Origin of the sequence: Gordonia alkanivorans, from assembly GCF_004011905.1 — a bacterium.
Taxonomy (GTDB): Bacteria; Actinomycetota; Actinomycetes; order Mycobacteriales; family Mycobacteriaceae; genus Gordonia; species Gordonia alkanivorans.
The window spans coordinates 4,261,291-4,281,508 of sequence record NZ_CP027114.1; the positions used below are offsets into that span (position 1 = coordinate 4,261,291).

General features: G+C 69.2%; 19 protein-coding genes. 13 read left to right on the top strand and 6 right to left on the bottom strand.

Annotated elements, in window-relative coordinates; translation table 11 throughout:
- The first annotated feature begins 3 nt into the window (after positions 1 to 3).
- Complete coding sequence (locus C5O27_RS19325; RefSeq protein WP_006360711.1) at positions 4 to 453, top strand: hypothetical protein; 450 nt, start codon at positions 4 to 6, stop codon at positions 451 to 453.
- Here C5O27_RS19325 and C5O27_RS19330 read toward each other — a convergent pair.
- From C5O27_RS19330 to C5O27_RS19355, 6 genes are all read right to left on the bottom strand, one after another.
- Positions 410 to 1,867 carry an NAD(P)H-hydrate dehydratase gene (locus C5O27_RS19330; RefSeq protein WP_127963417.1) on the bottom strand — a complete coding sequence of 486 codons (1,458 nt, stop codon included), beginning with the start codon at positions 1,865 to 1,867 and terminating at the stop codon, positions 410 to 412. The two genes, C5O27_RS19325 and C5O27_RS19330, sit on opposite strands and share 44 nt — an antisense overlap.
- A 10-nt stretch (positions 1,868 to 1,877) precedes the next feature.
- A complete protein-coding gene (glmS, locus tag C5O27_RS19335; protein WP_006357761.1) occupies positions 1,878 to 3,740 on the bottom strand; it encodes a glutamine--fructose-6-phosphate transaminase (isomerizing) in 1,863 nt (620 codons plus the stop codon).
- Between the two features lie 97 nt (positions 3,741 to 3,837).
- Entirely contained in the window at positions 3,838 to 4,827 is a 990-nt protein-coding gene (locus tag C5O27_RS19340) for a dienelactone hydrolase family protein (RefSeq protein WP_006357760.1), read from the bottom strand.
- A 10-nt stretch (positions 4,828 to 4,837) separates the two neighbouring features.
- Positions 4,838 to 5,098, bottom strand: coding sequence for a hypothetical protein (locus C5O27_RS19345; protein ID WP_006357759.1), 261 nt, complete (start codon positions 5,096 to 5,098; stop codon positions 4,838 to 4,840).
- On the bottom strand, positions 5,095 to 6,081 hold the full coding sequence (locus tag C5O27_RS19350) for a hypothetical protein (RefSeq protein ID WP_127963418.1): 987 nt from the start codon (positions 6,079 to 6,081) through the stop codon (positions 5,095 to 5,097). Before C5O27_RS19350 ends, C5O27_RS19345 begins: the two co-directional genes overlap by 4 nt.
- On the bottom strand, positions 6,078 to 6,440 hold the full coding sequence (locus C5O27_RS19355) for a hypothetical protein (RefSeq protein ID WP_006357757.1): 363 nt from the start codon (positions 6,438 to 6,440) through the stop codon (positions 6,078 to 6,080). The genes C5O27_RS19350 and C5O27_RS19355 overlap by 4 nt, the downstream gene beginning before the upstream one ends.
- Before the next feature lie 260 nt (positions 6,441 to 6,700).
- Between C5O27_RS19355 and C5O27_RS19360 the strand changes: the two genes are divergently transcribed.
- The 12 genes from C5O27_RS19360 (at position 6,701) to C5O27_RS19415 (ending at position 20,173) form a co-directional block, all read left to right on the top strand.
- A complete protein-coding gene (locus tag C5O27_RS19360) occupies positions 6,701 to 7,735 on the top strand; it encodes an LLM class flavin-dependent oxidoreductase (RefSeq protein ID WP_127963419.1) in 1,035 nt (344 codons plus the stop codon).
- On the top strand, positions 7,732 to 9,378 hold the full coding sequence (locus C5O27_RS19365; RefSeq protein ID WP_127963420.1) for a long-chain fatty acid--CoA ligase: 1,647 nt from the start codon (positions 7,732 to 7,734) through the stop codon (positions 9,376 to 9,378). Before C5O27_RS19360 ends, C5O27_RS19365 begins: the two co-directional genes overlap by 4 nt.
- A 10-nt stretch (positions 9,379 to 9,388) precedes the next feature.
- On the top strand, positions 9,389 to 10,564 hold the full coding sequence (locus tag C5O27_RS19370; protein ID WP_127963421.1) for an LLM class flavin-dependent oxidoreductase: 1,176 nt from the start codon (positions 9,389 to 9,391) through the stop codon (positions 10,562 to 10,564).
- A complete protein-coding gene (locus tag C5O27_RS19375; RefSeq protein WP_127963422.1) occupies positions 10,545 to 11,345 on the top strand; it encodes an alpha/beta fold hydrolase in 801 nt (266 codons plus the stop codon). Before C5O27_RS19370 ends, C5O27_RS19375 begins: the two co-directional genes overlap by 20 nt.
- Complete coding sequence (locus C5O27_RS19380) at positions 11,342 to 12,073, top strand: SDR family oxidoreductase (RefSeq protein ID WP_127963423.1); 732 nt, start codon at positions 11,342 to 11,344, stop codon at positions 12,071 to 12,073. The genes C5O27_RS19375 and C5O27_RS19380 overlap by 4 nt, the downstream gene beginning before the upstream one ends.
- Before the next feature lie 149 nt (positions 12,074 to 12,222).
- Positions 12,223 to 12,645 (top strand): nuclear transport factor 2 family protein, encoded by a 423-nt coding sequence (locus tag C5O27_RS19385; protein ID WP_005195822.1) that lies wholly within the window; start codon positions 12,223 to 12,225, stop codon positions 12,643 to 12,645.
- An 89-nt stretch (positions 12,646 to 12,734) separates the two neighbouring features.
- Positions 12,735 to 13,826 (top strand): LLM class flavin-dependent oxidoreductase, encoded by a 1,092-nt coding sequence (locus tag C5O27_RS19390; protein WP_006357751.1) that lies wholly within the window; start codon positions 12,735 to 12,737, stop codon positions 13,824 to 13,826.
- Between the two features lie 82 nt (positions 13,827 to 13,908).
- Positions 13,909 to 14,409, top strand: a complete 501-nt coding sequence (locus C5O27_RS19395; protein WP_006357750.1) for a flavin reductase family protein — start codon at positions 13,909 to 13,911, stop codon at positions 14,407 to 14,409.
- The gene (locus tag C5O27_RS19400; protein ID WP_006357749.1) at positions 14,406 to 15,716 is read left to right on the top strand and encodes a bifunctional 3,4-dihydroxy-2-butanone-4-phosphate synthase/GTP cyclohydrolase II; all 1,311 of its coding nucleotides are present in this window, start codon (positions 14,406 to 14,408) and stop codon (positions 15,714 to 15,716) included. The genes C5O27_RS19395 and C5O27_RS19400 overlap by 4 nt, the downstream gene beginning before the upstream one ends.
- A gap of 64 nt (positions 15,717 to 15,780) precedes the next feature.
- Positions 15,781 to 17,637, top strand: a complete 1,857-nt coding sequence (locus C5O27_RS19405; protein ID WP_127963424.1) for a GAF domain-containing protein — start codon at positions 15,781 to 15,783, stop codon at positions 17,635 to 17,637.
- 86 nt (positions 17,638 to 17,723) lie between these two features.
- Positions 17,724 to 18,815, top strand: coding sequence for a phosphotransferase family protein (locus C5O27_RS19410; RefSeq protein WP_127963425.1), 1,092 nt, complete (start codon positions 17,724 to 17,726; stop codon positions 18,813 to 18,815).
- A gap of 71 nt (positions 18,816 to 18,886) precedes the next feature.
- Positions 18,887 to 20,173, top strand: a complete 1,287-nt coding sequence (locus C5O27_RS19415; protein ID WP_127963426.1) for an acyl-CoA dehydrogenase family protein — start codon at positions 18,887 to 18,889, stop codon at positions 20,171 to 20,173.
- Positions 20,174 to 20,218 lie beyond the last annotated feature (45 nt).

The following is a 20,218-nucleotide window of genomic DNA, read 5'->3' on the forward strand; positions in this document are numbered from 1 at the left end:
GCCATGTACGCCACCATGAATCCCGTGTCCGGTCACCCCGACCCCGGTTTCCCCGATGACTTCGTCCCCGTGGACCCGCTCGTGTACGGCCCCGCCGATCCCGCTCTCCCCGCCGGCCGCACACCCGGCATGCGCGAATCGGTGACGGCCTGGGTGTCGAACGGCCTCGCCTGGGTCTCCCTGTTCACCAGCGCGGTCCTGTTCTTCGTCGCGATCCTCGAGGCGCTGGGTGAGAACGACGCGGACGGCTGGGTGTTCGCGGCGATGGTCCTGTACGTGGTGGGCGTCGTCGCGACCGTCGGCGCGGTGGTCGGGCTGCTCGTCTCGTTTGTCAGACGTCTCGGCGCCGACGAGCTGCACCGGGCGGGGCCGATCGTCGATCTGGTGCTGCTCTCGATCGTCACGCTGATCAGCGTGGCGGGGTCGGCGTCTCCGCTGCTGTTCTTCCTGTAGCGAACTCGCGGATCGCCGGGCGCAGCGCGGCGAGCAGCGCGGACGCACCGATGGGGGCTCCCCGGCTCGCCAGCAGCGCGGCGTGGGCGTGGACGCGAGCCGCCCAGGCACCCGCCTCCTGAGGTGACCGGCCGGCGGCGAGCAGCGAGCCGGCGATCCCGGCGAGCACGTCGCCGGCGCCCGCGGTCGCGGCCCAGGACGATCCGGCGTCGTTGCCGGCGACCCTTCCCGACGGATCGGCGACCAGCGTGATCCGGCCCTTCAACAACACCGTGACACCCCACCGGGCGGCGAGGTCGGCGACCGCGGACACCCGATCGGCTCCCACCTCGGACCCGGTCAACCGCGCGAACTCACCCGCATGCGGGGTCAGGAGCGTCGGTGCCGCGCGACCGGCGACGAGTCCGGGTTCGTTCGAGACGATGGTGAGCGCATCGGCATCGACGAGGACCGGTAGATCGGAGTCGAGAACGGTACGCAGCAGAGCCGTCGCGGCGGCGTCGGTACCCATGCCCGGGCCCACCACCCACGCCTGGACCCGGCCGGCGTCGGCGAGGTCCGGCGCGGCGACCACCTCGGGGAAGTGCGACACCACCTCGGCGTGCGCCGAACCGACGTACCGGGTCATACCCGAGGTCGCGGTGACCGCGGCCCCGGAGGCCAGGATCGCCGCACCCGGGTAGCGGTGTGAGCCGGCGATGACCCCGACCACGCCCTGGGTGTACTTGTCGTCCGCGGGACCCGGTACGGGCCAGTCGATCTCGGCGTCGGAGTACGAGATGAGCTGTCGCACAGCTGGTTCGACGGGATCGCCGATGCCGATGTCGATGACGACCACCCGGCCGCACCGCGGTGCCGCGAGGAGGTGTGCGCGACGAGGGAAGCCGAAGGTGACGGTGACATCGGCACGGACCGACGGGGTGTGCACCTCGCCGGTGTCGGCGTCGACGCCGGACGGCAGATCGACTGCGACGACAATTGTCTCGGGATCGAGGCCGGCGAAGACCGCCGCGGCGGCGGGCCGCAACGGTCCCCGGCCACCGATGCCGACGACCCCGTCGATGACGGCGTCGAGCCCGGCGGGCAACGCGTCGTCGACACGACCGCCGGCCGCCCGGAACGCCCGCAGCCCGGCCGGGTGCGCCTTGTCGGCGGCGAGCAGCACAGCGTGAGCAGCCACTCCGCGACGGGCGAGTTCGGCGGCGGCGAAGAGGGCGTCACCACCGTTGTCGCCGGCGCCGACGACGACACCCACGGACCGGCCGTAACAACCGCCGGACCGGTTCAGCTCGCCGACGACGGCCTGCGCGACCCCATGCGCGGCACGGCGCATCAGCGTCCCGTTGGCCAGCAGGTCTCCCGACGCCCGCTCGGCGTCGCGGACCTCGTCGGCGGTCAGGTACCGGGTCGGCATGGGTGCCGGTCTATTCGACGGTCACCGATTTGGCCAGGTTGCGCGGTTTGTCGACGTCGTAACCGCGGGCCTGGGCGACGCTCGCGGCGAACACCTGCAGCGGCACCGTGGAGACCAGCGGCTGCAGGAGCGTCGGCGTCTTCGGGATCGGGATGAATTCGTCGGCGACCGCACGGGCTGCCGCGTCGTCGGCTTCGGCGATGACGATCGTGCGCGCACCGCGGGCCTGGATCTCGCGGATGTTGCTGACCATCTTCGAATGCAGCACCGCGCGACCCTCCGGGGACGGCATCACGGTGATGACCGGCAGGCCGTCCTCGATGAGAGCGATGGGGCCGTGCTTGAGTTCACCGGCGGCAAAGCCCTCGGCATGCATGTACGCGAGCTCCTTGAGCTTCAATGCGCCTTCGAGTGCCACCGGGTAGCCGACGTGGCGACCGATGAACAGCACCGTGTTGTGGTGGGACAGCGACTGGGCGAGCTCGCGGACGGGCTCCATGGTCCCGAGAACCTCGGCGACCGAATCGGCCATGGCCTCGATGGCGGCGAACTCGCGGGCCACCTCGTCGGCGTACTTGGTGCCGCGCGCCTGTGCGAGAGCCAGACCGACCAGGTACGCCGCGACGATCTGCGCGAGGAAGCACTTGGTCGACGCGACGCCGATCTCCGGACCGGCGTGGGTGTAGAGCACCGCGTCGGATTCGCGCGGGATCTGCGCACCGTTGGTGTTGCAGATGGCCAGCACGCGGGCCTTCTGGTCCTTGGCGTGCCGGACGGCCTCGAGGGTGTCGGCGGTCTCGCCCGACTGGGAGATCGCCACGACCAGCGTCGACCGGTCGAGGACCGGGTCGCGGTAGCGGAACTCGCTGGCCAGCTCGATCTCGACCGGCAGCCGCGTCCAGTGCTCGATCGCGTACTTCGCCAGCAGACCGGCGTGGTACGCCGTGCCGCAGGCGACGACGAAGACCTTGTCGACGTCGCGCAGGTCGTCGTCGGTCAGCCGCTGCTCGTCGAGCACGATGCGCCCGTTCTGCAGGTGACCGAGCAGGGTGTCGGCGATCGCGCGCGGCTGCTCGGCGATCTCCTTCAGCATGAAGAAGTCGTAGCCGCCCTTCTCGGCCGCGGCGAGATCCCAGTCGATGTGGAACGGCTTGCCCGCGCGCTCGTTCCGGTCGAAGTCGGTGATCGTGTAGGTGTCGGCGGTGATGACGACGACCTCGTCCTGGCCCAGCTCGACGGCTTCGCGGGTGTGCTCGATGAACGCGGTCACGTCGGACCCGACGAACATCTCCCCCTGACCGACGCCCACCACGAGCGGGGTCGACCGGCGGGCGGCGACGATGGTGTCCGGATGGTCGGCGTGGGTGAACACGAGGGTGAACGCACCTTCGAGCCGCCGCAGCCCCGCGTAGGCACTCGCGACGAAGTCACCGGCGGTGGGACCGAAGGTGTAGTACTTCGAGACCAGGTGGACGGCGGTCTCGGTGTCGGTCTCCGACCCGAACTCGACGCCGTCCTGCTCCAGCTCGGCCCGCAGCTCGGCGTAGTTCTCGATGATGCCGTTGTGGACGACCGCGATCTTGCCGTCATCGCTGGCATGCGGATGCGCGTTGCGGTCGGTCGGCTTGCCGTGCGTGGCCCACCGCGTGTGGCCCATGCCCGTGGTCCCCGACAGCGACTCGCGGCCGACGGTCGCGATCTGCTTCTCCAGGTTCTCCATCCGGAGGGCCTTTTTCTGGATCGCGGTGTTACCGGCGCCGTCGAGGATGGCGACGCCGGCCGAGTCGTACCCGCGGTACTCCATCCGTCGCAAAGCCTCGACGACGATGTCCAGGGCATCGCGCCGCCCCACGTATCCGACGATTCCACACATAGCTAGTCAGCGTACCTGCGTGCTGACGGAACGACGCGCCCGCGCGGGGGAACGACGCGCCCGCGCGCTGACGAACGACGTGCCACCGTGCGGGGCGTCACTCCAGGGTCTTGGGGACCACGACATTCGGTGCCGCGGCGGGTACCGGAGACGCTGCTCGACGACGCTTGCGTTCCTTGGCGCCGAGCAGTTTGGCGATGCGGTCCTGCACCTCCGGCGGGTCGTCGAGGTCGACGGCCGGCACCTTGCCGAGAACGGTGTCGGGGTCGGAGAACGCCTGGTACTCGGCGTCCTGCGTGAGCGTGTGCAGCAGGAAACCGGTGGTCAGAGCACGCACGGCGGTGTGCGTCTTCTTGTCCGCGCCGTTGCTCCCCCACAGCGCACCGATCGTCCGGTGCTCGACGAGGCCGCGCGACGTCGCGCCGGGCGGCGTGCGCAGCACCACACGACGCTCGTCGTCCGAGGTGTGGTCGGCGCCGTACGCCTGGGCGAGCGGGAGTGCGTTGCCGTCGATCGTGTCGAGTTCGCCGATCGCGGAGACGATGAGACCGGGTGCGCTGACGCTACGTGCGGCGGGCAGGAGTCCGGCGGTGGTCGGCGCCGGGAACAGCGCGGCCACTCCTCGGACCTCCGGCTGCGGCTGACCGTGCAGGATGCCCTCCGACGCGGCGATGATCGCCGCCGACGCCCCGAACCCGTGACCGGCGAAACCCACCTTGGCCGGGTCGACGGTGATCTCACCGAAGCCCAGCCGGACCCGCGTCACGATCGACAGCGCCGAGCGCAGCTGAGCGGCCATCGCATCGTCGGAGACCAGTACGCCCCGCTGACCGGCCGGGATCGCCACCACGATGCCCCACGAGGCCAGGTGGTGGCACAGGTCGCGGTAGCGGCTCGGCGAGGACAGCCAGCCGTGGCCGAAGGCGATGGCGGGCAGTCGTTCCCCGCTCGCGGGGGTGAACACCTCACCGCGTGTACCGACGATCCCGAGATCGCCGCGCAGGACTCGGTGCGGCCCCCGACGGCCGAGCGCGGCCATCAGCTTCGCGGGCGGCTGCGATGGTTTCGAACGCTTCTTGCCTGGCACAGCAGACAGCCTATGCGTTCGGTGGCGGCAGATGCGGACTGGCGTCGGCCATGTCGGCGGGCAGCATGATGCCGGGCAGCGCATCGGCGGCGTCGGCCTCGTGCTCGAGTTGGGCACGCAGCCGGTCGGTCTCCGATTGCGCGGCGGTGCGCCGATGTTCGGTCATCGCGAGGTCGAGATCTCGCTGAGCAGCGGAGAAACGGTGCGAGGCGTCGGCGACCTCGGCGGTGGCCGAGCGCGCGAGCGCCTCGATCTGGTCGGCGAGGCTCACTGGTCACCTGCCAGGGCCAGGTCACCCGCGGACCGCTCGGGCGTCGCGGCGGTGTCGGGATCGGTCGATGGGGTGCTGCCGCCGCGGGTGTCGGCGACGACGTGGGTCGGGGTCGGCGTTCCCCCGCCGGGACCGGCCGCCGGCCTCCCCTCGACGGCACCGGCTGCTTCCACTCCGGGGACGCTCTGCGCGACTTCGGTTTCCACGGCCGGCGAACCGCTCAGCCGGAACGGGATGTCTTGCTGCTCCTGTTCCTCCTGCTGCTCCCCGGATTCCGGCGCCGCCCGCACCGTCTCGGTCGGCACGGCAGGCGGCTCGGCCGGAACCGGTAGCGGACGGGCCGACTCGACCGGATAGGGGTCGTCGTCGATCCCGTCGAGGGACCGGTTGAGGATGTCGAGGATCCCGGCGATCCCGCGCAGCGTTGCGTCGACCGAGGTGGTGAACAGCTCGACACGCGACCGGATGTCCTCGACCGCGACGTCGAGCGGGACAAGCCCGGTCAACACGGCCTGAGGTAGCTCGGCCGGCGGTGTTCCCGCGGCGCTCGGCGCCGACAGCCGGGCGATCGCGAGGTAGAAGGTGCGGAGCAACCGGTCGATCCCCGATGCGGCCGCGGAGGTGGCGTCGGTGACGGTGTGCAGAAGGTAGAGGTCGGATTCCGCGCGCCGCTGATGGTCGACGACCGCGCCGATCGCGAGTGACGCGGACCTGCCGTGCCAGCCGTCGAGCCGAACCCGCTGTTCGGGCAGGTGATGCAGCTGTTCGGCGACGGCTCGGTGGGCTGAGACCAGAACCCGGCTGTCCGCCGACAGCGCGGTGATGTCGAAGTCGTCCACCGCTCGGAGGCCGGCACGGACCGAGGCGTCGTCGGGGACGGGTACGCCCATCAGCCGCCCGGCCGCGAGCAGCCCGGTCAGCGCCGCGGCGCCGTCCTGCGCGTCCGTCCGCAACGCGGTCAGGGAATCCTGGCCCCTCCTCATTGCGCGGCCACCCCGGAACCCGGTGTCGGACGCGCGATCTCGCTCGCGGCCCGCGCGTCACCGTCGGCCATGGCGATCGCGGAGTCGCGCAGGTTCTGCGCGAGCACGGCCGCGGCCTGCGACTGCGTCCGGAGGCGGGCGGACAGCGTGGCGCTCATCTCGGCGTAGGTCGCGGCGGACGGCCCCAGCGACGACGCCGCGCCGGGGCCGGCATCGGTGCGCGCCCACCGGCCGAAGTCGTGCGCGGCGAGGTCGTCGGCGACGGCGTTGAGGACCAGCGACGAACGCCGGTAGTAGACCGAGACCGCGGACACCTGCTCGACGTCCATCGCGATCCGGTTCGGCTCGACGCCGCCCATCTGCTCACCCCCGTTCATCCCCTGCCCCCGATCCTCCCGGTCGCGGACGATGCCTGATCGTACCCATCCGGAGTGCCGTCGTCCCGGCCCGGCGACCTGCCAACTTGGACGCGCACGAGCCGATCTCGGTTCCATCCTTCCGGTAACCGGGATCGGCGTCCTTGGGATTTCCGACAACGACCCGGTCGGCGACACCTTCCCGTCGTCACATTCTTCACCGAGAGTGACACCGACCACACCGTCGGTGAAAGGACCATGCAATGAGTACGTCGGACGTCAACTTCGGACTCTGGTACGACTTCCGCAATCCGCCCGGGAACTCGCGCGGTTTCGGCGACTTCTACCGCGCAACACTCGACCAGATCACCTGGGCGGAGTCGATCGGGATCGACTCGGTCTGGCTGACCGAGCACCACTTCATGGAGGACGGTTACACGCCGTCGCCGTTCCTGCTCGCCTCCGCGATCGGCGATCGGACGACGACGATGAAGATCGGCACCAACCTCGTCGTGTCGCCGTTGCACAACCCGATCCGCCTCGCCGAGGACTCGGCCACGCTGTCCCTGCTGACCGGGGGACGATTCTCGCTCGGTGTCGGGCAGGGATACTGGGAACCGGAGTTCGAGGCTTTCGGACGGCGCCTCATCAACCGGCCGAGCCTGCTCGAGGAAGGCGTGGAGATCGTGCGTCGCTGCTGGTCCGGATCGGCCGAACCGTTCGACGGCAAACGCCTGCGCAAGCCCGCCCTGCCCGTCACTCCCACCCCGGAGACGACGCCCGACCTCCTGGTCGGCGCAATGGCCGACCCGGCCATCGAACGGGCCGCCCGCATCGGCGACGGCTTCCTCAGCACCCAGAACGCGCACCACGCGTCGTACCTGGACGCGCTCGAACGACTCGGCCGGTCCCGTGACGAGGGCCGGATCTTTGCCGGGCAGTGGACGATCATCGCCGACGATCCCGAACGGGAATGGTCGCGTATCGGCACCCACGCGCTCTACCAGATCAACAAGTACATCGAGATGGGCGCGTTCGGTCCCATCCCGCAGTTCACCGAGCCCGGCCAGCTCGTCGACGCCGGCTGGTTCACCCTCTGGGATCCGCCCACCGCTGTCGACGAGCTCACCGCGTTGCTGACCGCCACCCCGCAGATCGAGGACGTGCACTTCTGGGCGCAGCTGCCCGGTGAGTCCATCGACAGCGGCAGCGCTCGCATCGAGCTCCTCGCCGGCAAGGTCGTTCCGGAGGTCCGGGCCCGTCTGGCCGCGCGATCGTCCGTGGAGGTCCCTGCATGAACCACGGTCCGTCGGCCCACCCGCTGCTGATCACCGACTTCCTGTACCGGGCACGAGACATGTTCGCCGACAAGGAGATCGTCGATCACGTCGACGGCGCCGAGGTCCTCCGGTACACGTACCGGGACTATGCCGACCGGGTCCTGCGGCTCGCGTCGGCCCTCGTCGCGAGCGGCATCCGGCCGGGCGACCGGGTCGGCACGCTGGCCTGGAACCATCGGCGGCACCTGGAGCTGTACCTCGCGGTGCCGCTCGCCGGAGCGGTGCTGCACACGATCAACATCCGGCTCTCCCCCGACGAGATCGCCTACATCGTCGACCACGCCGACGATGCGATGATCTTCGCCGATCCGTCGCTGGATCACCTGCTGTCCACCGCCCGCGAACGCCGTCCGGGCATGCCGGTGATCCCGATCGACACCGACGACCAGGGCGCGCCGGCGGGAACGACTCTCGACTCGATGGTCGCCTCGGCGGAACCGATCGCGGCACCGGTCGCCCGCGCGGACGACGATCTGGCCGTCCTCTGCTACACGTCGGGTACGACGGGAGCGCCGAAGGGCGTTGGATATTCCCACAAGTCCCTGTACCTGCACACCATGGCGGCCTGCCTGGCCGACGGGCACGCGATCTCCGAACGCGACCGCGCCCTGCTGGTGGTCCCGATGTTCCACGCCAACGCGTGGGGAGTCCCGTTCGCGGCCTTGATGTCCGGGGCGTCGCAGATCCTGCCCGGACCACATCCCACACCCGCGCAGATCGCCGGCATCATCGCCGCCGAGCGGGTGACCTACACCGGGATGGTGCCGACGGTGGCGGTGGACCTGCTCGCCCACGCCCAGACCGCGGGTACCGACCTGAGCAGTCTCCGCGCGCTGGTCCTGGGCGGTTCGACGCCGACCCTCGGCCTGATCCGCGACCTCGAGGCACTCGGCATCCCGGTGTTCCAGGGCTGGGGCATGACCGAGATCTCGCCGATGGCGACGTTCTCCCGTCCCCCGGCATCCACCGACGACGACCCGGAACGCCGCTGGGCGTACATCCGGAAACAGGGGCGGCTCCTGCCGGGTCTGCAGTGGAAACTCGTCGACGAGGACGGCCGGGTCATGCCCCACGACGGGATCAGTCGCGGCGAGATCCTGATCCGTGGCCCGTGGGTCGCCACCGGCTACTACCGTGCCGATCATCCGGACAAGTTCGACGACGGCTGGTTGCGCACAGGCGACATCGGCGTCGTCGACGAACACGGTTACCTGACGATCGTCGACCGCACCAAGGACCTCATCAAGTCCGGTGGCGAGTGGATCAGCTCTGTCGCGCTGGAGGAGGCGCTGATCGAACACCCCGCCGTCCATCAGGCAGCGGTGGTCTCCGTTCCGCATCCGCGCTGGCAGGAGCGTCCTGTCGCGTACGTCGTCGGCGACGAGGGCCTCGACGTGGAGGCGGTGAAGGCCGAGCTCGCCGACCGCGTCCCGCGCTGGTGGGTGCCCGAATTGATCGTCGCCGTCGATGCCCTCCCGCGGACCAGCGTCGGAAAACTCGACAAACGGCGACTCCGCGAACAGGCGGCCGGTACACCCGACTTGTGGGAACCCACAACCGCCGCGGATTCTCCCGTTCCCGTGACGCACGCCGATTCCTAACGTCGACAGTGTGAAGTTCAGCCTGTTCTACGTGTTGGAGAGTCCGGACCGGGACTTTCGGCGGGCCTACGAGGAGATGCTCTCGCAGGTCGAGATCGCCGAGCGTCTCGGCTTCGACGGGGTCTGGCTCGCCGAACACCACGGCAGCGCCTACGGTTCGATGCCGTCGCCGCAGGTCGCGGCGGCGGCCATCGCGGCCCGCACCTCCCGGATGCGCATCGGTATCGCGGTCAGCAATCTGACGCTCGCCTGGCCGGTCCGGATCGCCGAGGACTTCGCGATGGTCGACGTGATCTCCGGCGGCCGGCTCGACTTCGGTGTCGGACGCGGCTACCAGCCCCACGAGTTCCGTGCGATGGGTGTCGCCGACAAGCAGGACGTCAGCCGTGAGGTCTTCGACGAGGCGTTCCAGATCGTCACCGGACTGTGGACCAAAGCGGTCGGCGAGCCGTACACGTTCCACGGCAGGCACTTCCACATCGACAGCGTGGACTGCCGGCCGGCACCACTCCAGCAGCCGACGCCTCCGATCTATGTGGCGTCGATCAGTCCCGAGACGTTCGACCTGGTCGCCGACCACGGACACAACATGCTCGTGACGCCGACGCTGATGACCCTGCCCGAGCTCAACGGCTTCGTCGTCAACGCCAAGCGCACGCTGATGCACCGCGGCCGCGATCCCCTCTCCCTCGACTTCCCGATGAACTGGCAGATCCATCTCGCCGAGGACGACGAGCAGGCCGTCCGCCGGGCCCGGCCGAGTCTCGAGTGGTACTTCGACAACGTCATGTCCGCCGTGCCGCAGGGTGCCGCGACCCCGGCGGGCTACGAGCGCTACGCGGCCTTGGCGGAGGCCGCGGCCGAGGGCGCGATGTCGCTGACCGGCCTGCGCGAGGGCGGCATCTGTTACGTCGGCGACCCCGACGGACTCATCCGCGAGATCGAGATCCTGCGCGAGGAAACGGGTCTCGACCATCTCATCTGCTGGATGCGGTTCGGCGGGATGCCCCACGACGACGTCGTGCGGTCGATGGAGCTCCTCGCCGAGCACGTCATCCCGCGTTTCGCCGACGCCCCACCACTCGTCCCCCGTGCCCTTCGGCACGAGGAACCCACCCAGACCGACAAATATTTCGAAATCGAGTTCGACGATGAAGGAGAAGTCCATGAGCTATCTCGCGGTTGAGAACGATCGCCGGATCTACTTCGAGCACCACCGCGGGGACGCGCGTCCCATCGTGCTGATCCACGGCTGGGGCGCCAACACCCGCTGCTGGGACACCACCGCCCCCGCGCTCAAGGCCGCGGGTCACGAGGTCGTGCTCGTCGATCTGCGCGCATGTGGCCGCTCCGACAAGGACTTCGAAGACGTCTCGATCGCGGCCCTGGCCGAAGACGTGGTCAAGGTGGTCGAGCATCTCGGCCTGACCTCTCCCGTCATCAACGGTTGGTCTCTCGGCGGAGCCGTCGCCACGGCCGCCGCGGCGTCCCTCGGCTCGCGTGCCGGCGGCCTGGTCCTGACCGGTGGCGCGTCGCCGCGCTACACCGCGACCGACGACTGGCCCTACGGCGGCTCTTCCGAAGACGTCGAGGGAGTCCTCGCCGGTGCCGCCGCCAACCGCGCCGACACCTTCCGCGGCGTGGCCGGCGCGGTGTGCGCGACTCCCCCGAGTTCGGATGTCCTGGATTGGATCTGGGGGATGTTCCTGGAGATGGGTCCGGCCGGGGACGACTCGCTGCGCGACCTCGCCCGTACCGACCTGCGCAAGGAGCTGGGCGGACTCGACATCCCGATCCTGCTCCTGCACGGCCGGGACGACGCCTTCGTCCCGTTCGCCGGGGCCGAGGCCGTCCTCGAACTCAACTCCCGTGCTCGTCTCGTCCCGTTCGACGCCTGCGGTCATGCCCCGTTCCTCGAGGACCGGGACCGCTACCTCGCCGAACTGACCGGTTTCCTGAAGTCATGAGCGCCCAACCCCGGGTCTGGATCGTCACCGGCGGATCGCGCGGCATCGGCCGGGCGGTCGTCGAGAAGATCACGGCCCGAGGCGATTCCGTCGTGTCCCTGGCACGCGGCGTGGCGACCACGCCGTTCGCCGGCGCGGAGCAGGTCCTGGAACTGAAGACCGACATCACCGACTCCTCGTCGGTGGCCCGCGCACTGGCCACCGTCAAGGAGGAGTACGGCGGCGCCCACGGCCTGATCAACGTCGCCGGCGTGCACCGCGGTGGACGGGTCGACGATCTGAGTCGCGAGGACTGGGATCTTGTGCTGACCACCAACCTCACCGGCGCCTTCGAGATGTGCAAGGCCACGGTCCCGATCCTCGAACCGGGTTCGTCGATCGTGAATGTCGGTGCGGTGGTCGGCTTTCGGGGATTCCCGGGCGACGTCGCCTACGGCTCGGCGAAGGCCGGTCTCAGCGGTCTGACGCAGGTCCTCGCCGCGGAACTCGCCCCGCGCGACATCCGGGTCAACCTGGTCATCCCCGGTTTTGTGGATACCGACATGACCTCCGGACTCAGCGACCGGGCTCGGGCACGCATCGTCTCGTCCATCCCCGCCGGGCGGACCGGCCGGCCGGAGGAGATCGCGCAGGTCATCGTCGATGTCGCACTGTCCACCTACATGTACGGCGCGATCGTGCCCGTCGACGGTGGACTGATGAACACCTTCAGCGGCGGCGGCCGGTGACGTGGGGCCGGGCCGCCTCGGCCCGGTTGTGACAACCCACAAGAGGCGCGAAACACGAGGGTGACTCACGCCACACCGACCCATAACGTCGTTGTTGCACACAGTTTCTCGCCTTCCTCGGAGGGTGACGGTCAGAAGGAGGCCAATCGGTGTCAACCAGTACAGCGAGCGTCAGCACGGAGCAGCAGAACAAGGCTCTGGTCGCGGAGTTCATGGAGGTGTTCTCCCGCGGCGACGTGGACGCCATCCTGTCCTTCCTGGCGCCGACGGCCACCTGGTGGGTGGGCGGAGAGATCGACGGTATCTCCGGAACCAAGAACAAAGAGGAATTCGGCGCAATGCTGGCCGGCCTCTCCGCCACCACCAAGACCGGCGCCATCGCGCTCACCCCGCTCGCCTTCACCGCCGAGGGAGAACGCGTGGCGGTCGAGACCGAGTCGTACTCGGAGATGAACAACGGCAAGGTCTACAACAACCTCTACCACTTCGTCTTCGTGGTCCGCGACGGAAAGATCCACGAGGTCAAGGAGTTCCTGGACACCGAGCACACCCGCGCGGTCTTCCTCGGCTGAGAACTCCTCCTCGGAGTTCCCAACACCCCCGTCCCCTGATTCTCCAATCCCCTCAATCTCCAACCCAACTGAACCAAGGAGTCAATGCAATGGATGTCGGCGTACTTCTCGTCTTCCAGAACTACCACGAGAACGTGAGCGACGAAGAGGTCTTCCTGCGCGACCTCGAGCTCGGCGTACTGGCCGAGAAGGCCGGTTTCGACTCGGTCTGGTCGGCGGAGCACCACTTCGACGACTACTCGATGTGCCCGGACAACTTCGCGATCCTGTCCTACCTCGCCGGCCGCACCTCGAAGGTCAAGCTCGGCATCGGCGCTACCATCCTGCCGTGGAACGATCCGCTGCGCGTCGTGGAGAAGGCCATCATGCTGGACCAGATGTCCGGTGGCCGTGTGCTTCTCGGCATGGGCCGCGGCCTGGCGAAGATGGAGTACGAGGCCTTCGGCATCCCGATGGACGAGGCCCGCCCGCGCTTCAACGAAGCCGCCGAGATGGTGCTGCGCGGCCTCCGCACGGGCGTCGTGTCCGGCGACGGCCCGATGTACCCGCAGAAGGAGATCGCGCTGCGACCGGCCCCGAACCCGAACACCTCATGGGACGGTCGGCTTTTCGCCGCGGCGATGTCGCCCGACTCGGTTCCGGTGGTCGCCGACCTCGGCGTCCAGATGATGACCTTCATGCAGTTCCCGTTCGAGCAGCACGCCGAGGCCATCAACGGCTGGAAGCAGATGTTCCGCGACGCCCAGGGCGTCGAGCCCGGCCCGCCGGTCATCCAGGACTTCGTCATCTGTCACGAGGACGAAGAGGAAGCCCGCCGACTGGCCTACGAGCACATCAACCGCTACTTCCTGTCGGTCATCAAGCACTACGACTTCGCCGGCAAGCACTGGCGTGAGACCAAGGGCTACGAGACCTACCAGGCGGGTGCGGACATGATCCGCGAGGCCGGCATGGAGGCCGCGGCCGATGCCTACGTCGAGGCGAACATCTACGGCACGCCCGAACAGTGTGTCGAGAAGTACGCCTACCGCCACGAGCTCATCGGCGACTTCCTCCCCAACGCGGCCTTCGCCTTCGGCGGTCTGCCCTTCGACGAGGCCGAGAAGAGCCTGAAGCTCTTCGGCGAGAAGGTCGTCCCCGAGGTCCACAAGATGAAGGCCAAGGCGCCCGCGGCGGTCTGATCCGCCGAACGACATCGCTGCGGCGCCGGCCCCTTCCCCGGCGCCGCAGCGACTCCAACCCCCAGATCATGCAGGAGGATCGGTGAACGAAACCGTTCTCGACCAGGTGGCCCTCGAGTTCCGTGAGGTCATGGCCAAGGTCTGCACGCCCGTCGCGGTCATCACGGCCTTCGACGACCAGCGACCGCACGGCACCACGGTCAGCGCGTTCACGTCGCTGTCGATGGGACCGCCGATGATCCTGGTCTCCCTCGACCGCGGCTCCGACCTCCTCGCGATCATCCGCCGCACCGGACGATTCGGTGTGAACGTGCTCGCCCACGATCAGGCCGACGTCGCGATGCGGTTCGCCCGCAAGGGCGCCGACAAGTTCGACGGGGTCGACTGGTCGGACTCCGCGCAGCTCCCCCGCCTCGATGGTGCCGCAGGCTGGCTGGGCTGCACCACCGCATCCCTGGTCGACGGCGGCGATCATGTTGTCGCACTGGGCAACATCGTCGAGACCGGCGTCACCTCCACCGCACCCCTCACCTACCACGACCGGGTGTTCGGCACCCACCGAGCATTCGAGGTCGCCCGATGAACACGACGCCCCTCCCCCAGGATCCCGACGCCCCGACGCCCATCGCGACGGAGGCGTCGACCCAGGCTGTCGCCCGCGCGGTCGCGGCCGTTGCCGCAGGCGGTTTCGTCGTCGTGGTCGACGACGACGACCGCGAGAACGAGGGCGACCTCATCTGCTCGGCGTCGTCGATCACCGACGAACAGATGGCGTTCCTGATCCGCCACACCACCGGCATCATCTGTGCCCCCATGACCGCCGACCGAGCCCGCCGGCTCGAGCTGCCGCAGATGGTCGAGGACAACCGGGACGCGCACGGCACCGCCTTCACCGTCACCGTGGACCACAAGGACGCCGGCACCGGGGTCTCCGCGCATGACCGAGCCCTGACCGTCCGGGCCCTCGCCTCCGACGGCACCGCGGCCGGCGAACTGCGTCGCCCCGGACACGTCTTCCCGCTGCAGGCGCGTGACGGCGGGGTCCTCACCCGCGCCGGTCACACCGAGGCCGCCGTCGACCTGGTCACCCTGGCCGGTGCCGGCGAGGTCGGGGTCATCGGTGAGATCATCGCCGACGACGGGTCGATGCGGCGTGGCGACGACCTCCTCGCGTTCGCCGAACATCACGGACTGCCCGTGCTGCGGATCGCCGACCTCGTGGCCCACCGGACCGCCGCCGGTTCGTTCGTCCACCAGATGGCCACCGCGGCGATGCCGACCCTGTTCGGCGATTTTCGTGCGGTCGCCTACCGCTCGGACATCGACGACACCGAACACCTCGCCCTCGTCATGGGCGACGTGGCCGCCGCCGGGGCCACCGCCGAGGGCGCGCTGGTCCGCGTGCACAGCGAATGCCTGACCGGCGACATCGTCGGGTCGCTGCGCTGCGACTGCGGAGCGCAACTCGAGCAGGCGCTGTCGGCCATCGCGGCGGAGGGCTGCGGAGCGGTCGTCTACCTGCGCGGACACGAGGGCCGCGGGATCGGACTCGGTCACAAGATCCGCGCCTATGCACTCCAGGAGCAGGGCCTCGACACCGTCGACGCCAACACCGCACTCGGACTCCCGGTGGATTCGCGCACCTACGGCACCGGCGCCGCGATCCTGAAAGACCTGGGCATCCGCCGCGTCCGCCTGATCACCAACAACCCCGCGAAGTACGGCGGACTCGGTGGCCACGACCTCGACATCGTCGGGCGCGTCGGCCTGCCGACCGTCTCCACCCCCCACAACGTCCGGTACCTCCGCACCAAGAAGGAGCGGATGGGCCACGTGCTGTCGGGCGACACCGTCGTGCGAGAGGCGCCGACCGGGACGACAGGTGCATGAATCACCTCACACGACATTGCTACTGTGAGGTTCATCATGATCTGTCGGTGAGGAGGCCGTGCCGATGACATCCATCGCGGAGCGAGGAGTCGATACCGGTCTCGACTCCGAGGGCGGGTCGGCACGTGCCACCGGCCGCGAACGCGATGTCATCGCGGCCTTCGCCGAGATCACCACCGAGGCCATCACCGACACCAAGCTCGAGGATCTCCTCAGCCTGGTGGGCCAGAAGCTCTGCGCACTCCTCGGCGTCACCCGCTGCTCGGTGTACCTGCGGCACGCCAACGGCAGCTATCGCGGTGCGGCGGGCTTCTGCGAGGACGCCGGCGACATCACCGAGGCCGTGAAGAGGCAGATCTCCGGCTTCGACGGCGACCTCTTCAGCCAGGAGGTCATCAACACCCGCGCGCCCGTCGTCATCGCCGACGCCCTCAACGACCCGCGTCCCCACCGCCGGACGATGACGCACTGGGACGTCCGCGCGATGCTCGGCGTCCCGCTCACCTTCGACGGCGCGGTGATCGGGCTGATCTTCGTCGACAGCCGCGGCCGCGAACACGAGTTCACCCCCGAGGACATCGAGGTGGCCGAACTGTTCGCGCGCCTCTCTGCCCTGTTCATCAGCCAGGCGATGCTCAACACCCGCCTGCGTGGTCAGGCCGCCGAGATCGCGCGCAACAACGCCACCCTGGCCTACCTCGCCGACGTCCACCACCGCCTGACCAGCGCGGTGCTCGAGGGCGCCAACATCCACCGCGTCGTCGAACTCCTGTCGGAGCTGTCGGCCAAGCCTGTGGTTCTCTACAACAACTCGTTCGACGTGCTCGCCTGGGCCGCGCCGGAGGCGCTCAAGCTGACCGCTCCCCCGGTGATGAGCGAGAAGGTGCGGGCCACCACCTCGGTGCGCCAGGCTCTCGCCGAACTGTCCGTCAGTACCCCGTCGGCGATCGTCCCCGCGCAGCTCGCGGTCGGGCTCGGTCGCCGGCATCTCATGTGCCGCCTGGTGATCGAGGGCAGGCAGACCGGTTTCCTCGGCATCGTCGAGGTGGGCCGCAGCCTCGAGGCCCTCGACGCGAACATCGCCGAACGCGGCGCGACCGTCCTGGCGCTGCAGATGCTCTCCGAGCGCCGGCAGATCGAGACCGAGGGTCAGGCGCGCGACGACTATCTGTCGGACCTGCTGCGCAACAGCCGCGACAAGGAACACCTGGTCCGGCGTGGCCCGCAGTTCGGCATCGACCTCACCAATCCCCATGTCCTGGTTCGGTTCACCGTGGACGACGCGACCGACCGGCTGACGGCGTCGGCGATCCAGTCGCTGGTCACCCGTACCTTCGCCTCGGTCATGTCCATCTCGCCGCCGCCGGCCGTCCGGCTGCCCGGGGCGGTCATCGTGATGGTCCGCCTGGAGTCCGACGACCTCGACGAGGTCGGGAGCGTCCGCGACCACGTGTCGACGATCCGCGAGCGGCTCTCCGGTGACCTCTCTCTCGGCGCGACCCTCATCTCCGGCATCTGCCGCACCCCCGTCGACTATCCGCACGCCCATCGCGACCTACGCGAGATGGGTTCGGTGGCAAAGTCGTTCGGGTGGGACGAGCGGGTGATGACCCTCGACGAACTCGGCCTGTTCCGGGTGATCGTGTCCAGCGGTCACGTCAAGGAGGCCCTGCACTTCGCGCATTCCTTCGTCGCGCCCGTCCGACAGCACGACGATGGCACGCTCCTCGCCACGTGGCGGGCCTTCGTGGCCGCCGACGGCAAGGTCCAGGCCACCGCGACGGCACTGGACGTCCACGAGAACACCATCCGGTACCGCCTCGGACGGATCAAGGAGATCGCACGACGCGATCCGACGTCGCTGGACTGCCTGCTGTCGGCGAAGATGGCCTTCCAGGTCCTCGACCTCGCAGGTCAGTGACCTGCGACGACACCCATTGGAGATTCCTCCAACGGGCTCGCAGGACGACGGTTCTCCCCGGGGCGGACACGCCATAGGTTCATCTCATGGCCCGCAGCACGATCCCCGACCGCCCCGCCCCCGATCAGATCCGGGTCGACACCGAGGAGATCCCGGTGGACACCGCGGCACTCGCGGCGTGGATGGACGACGAGGGCCTGCCCGGTGGGGACGGCATCGACCTCCGACCGCTGCACGGCGGCACCCAGAACATCATGGTGATCGTCAGCCGCGGCGGACGGGACTACGTGCTCCGGCGCGGTCCCCGACACCTGCGCCCGCAATCGAACGCCGCGATCGCACGCGAGATGACGCTGCTGTCCGCGCTGAGCTCCACCGACGTCGCACACCCCCGATTCGTCGCCGGCACCACCGACACCGACGTTCTGGGGGCCACCTTCTTCCTGATGGAGCCCGTGCAGGGGTTCAACGCGGCCGACAGCCTGCCGGCCGCCTACGCCGCGACCGCCGAGGGACGCGAGGCGATGGGTTACGCCCTCGTCGACGCGCTCGCCGGGCTGGCGGCCGTCGACCACTCCGCCATCGGCCTCGACGACTTCGGCAAACCGGACGGCTTCCTCGAACGGCAGGTGCCGCGGTGGCTCGCCGAACACGAACGGTACGCCGCCACACCGGGATACCCGGGCGGGACGTTCCCCGACCTCGACCGGATCGCCGGCTGGCTCGACGACCACCGCCCCGCTGATTTCCGGCCCGGTCTGCTGCACGGCGACTACCACGTGGCCAACGTCCTCTACGATCACCGCACCCCCGACGTCGCGGCCATCGTCGACTGGGAGATGGCGACGGTCGGCGACCCACTGCTCGATCTCGGTGTGTTGCTGGCCATCTGGCCCGATGACCCGCGGCAGCCGGACCTCTACGAGAGCGCGCTCGGCCAGGCCGGCGATCTACCGAACCGATCCGCGGTCATCGCCCGCTATGCCGAGCGCTCCGAGAGGAACCTCGACGCGCTCGACTGGTACACCGTTCTCGCGAGTTTCAAGCTCGGCATCATCCTCGAGGGCACCTATGCCCGCTCCTGCGACGGCAAGGCACCCCGCAAGGTCGGCGAGCGACTGCATCGCTACGCCGACGGCCTCTTCGTGCGCGCCCGCGAGATCATCGCCGGCTCCTGACACAGCCCCTCCCCCGGATCGGACCACGATCCCCTTCTCGTCAGACCCCCACAGAAACGGAGCACACCACCATGGCCTGGGATTTCTCCACGGAACCCGACTTCCAGAAGAAGCTCGACTGGATGAAGGACTTCGTCCGCACCGAGGTCTTCCCGCTCGAGACCCTCGACCTCGACTGGGACCAGCTGCGCAAGGCGATCGCCCCGCTGCAGGAAGAGGTCAAGGCCAACGACCTGTGGGCCGCCCACCTCGATCCCGAACTCGGCGGACAGGGATACGGCCAGGTGAAGCTCGGCCTGATGCAGGAGATCCTGGGTTCCACCCCGTACGGACCGCTCGTGTTCGGTTGCCAGGCACCGGATTCCGGAAACTGCGAGATCCTCGCCGCGGTCGGCACCGACGAGCAGAGGAAGCGGTGGCTCGAGCCGCTGCTCGCCGGCGAGTACTACTCGTCGTTCGCGCTGACCGAACCCGACAACGCCGGCGCCGATCCCACCAACCTCACGACCACCGCGGTCCGGGACGGGGACGAGTGGGTTCTCAACGGCCACAAGTGGTTCATCAGCAACGCGGCCACCGCCGACTTCATGATCGTCGTCGCTGTCACCGATCCCGACGCCGAACGCCACCGTCGCACATCGCAGTTCATCATCCCCATCGACGCCCCGGGTCTCGACGTGGTCCGCGACATCGGTTCGGTCGAGAACCCCCGCCCGCGCCCGTACACCTACGGCTCGCACTGCGAGGTCGTGTTGCGCGATGTCCGGGTCGACGACTCGGCACTGCTGGGCAACCGGGGCGACGGCTTCCTGATCGCGCAGAAGCGCCTGGGCCCCGGCCGAATTCACCACTGCATGCGCTGGATCGGCCAGGCGAGCCGCGCCTTCGACATGATGTGCGAACGCGCCACCTACCGGTACGCCCACGGATCGGTCCTCGCCGACAAGCAGACGGTCCGCAACTTCATCGCCGACTCCGCGGCCGAGATCCAGGCCCTGCGACTCATGACTCTGCACGCGGCCTGGCGCATCGACGAGGAGGGCACGGCGGCCGCCCGCAAGGACATCGCGCTCATCAAGTTCTTCGGCGCCAAGATCCTGCACGACGTCATCGACCGCGCGCTCCAGGTGCACGGCTCACTCGGGTACAGCGCGGACCTGCCGCTGGAGTCGATGTACCGGGCCGCCCGCGCCGCCCGCCTCTACGACGGCCCCGACGAGGTCCACCGCGACAGCGTCGCCCGCCAGTATCTGAAGGGGTACTCGCGGCCGGCCGACGACCGCCCCACCGAGCACATCCCCACCCGCCGCGAGGCCGCACAGCGTCGGTTCGCCGACCTCCTTGCCGAGCAGCCCTGACACCAGCCGCATTCACCCGTCCCGTCCCCTCACCAGAAAGCGAAC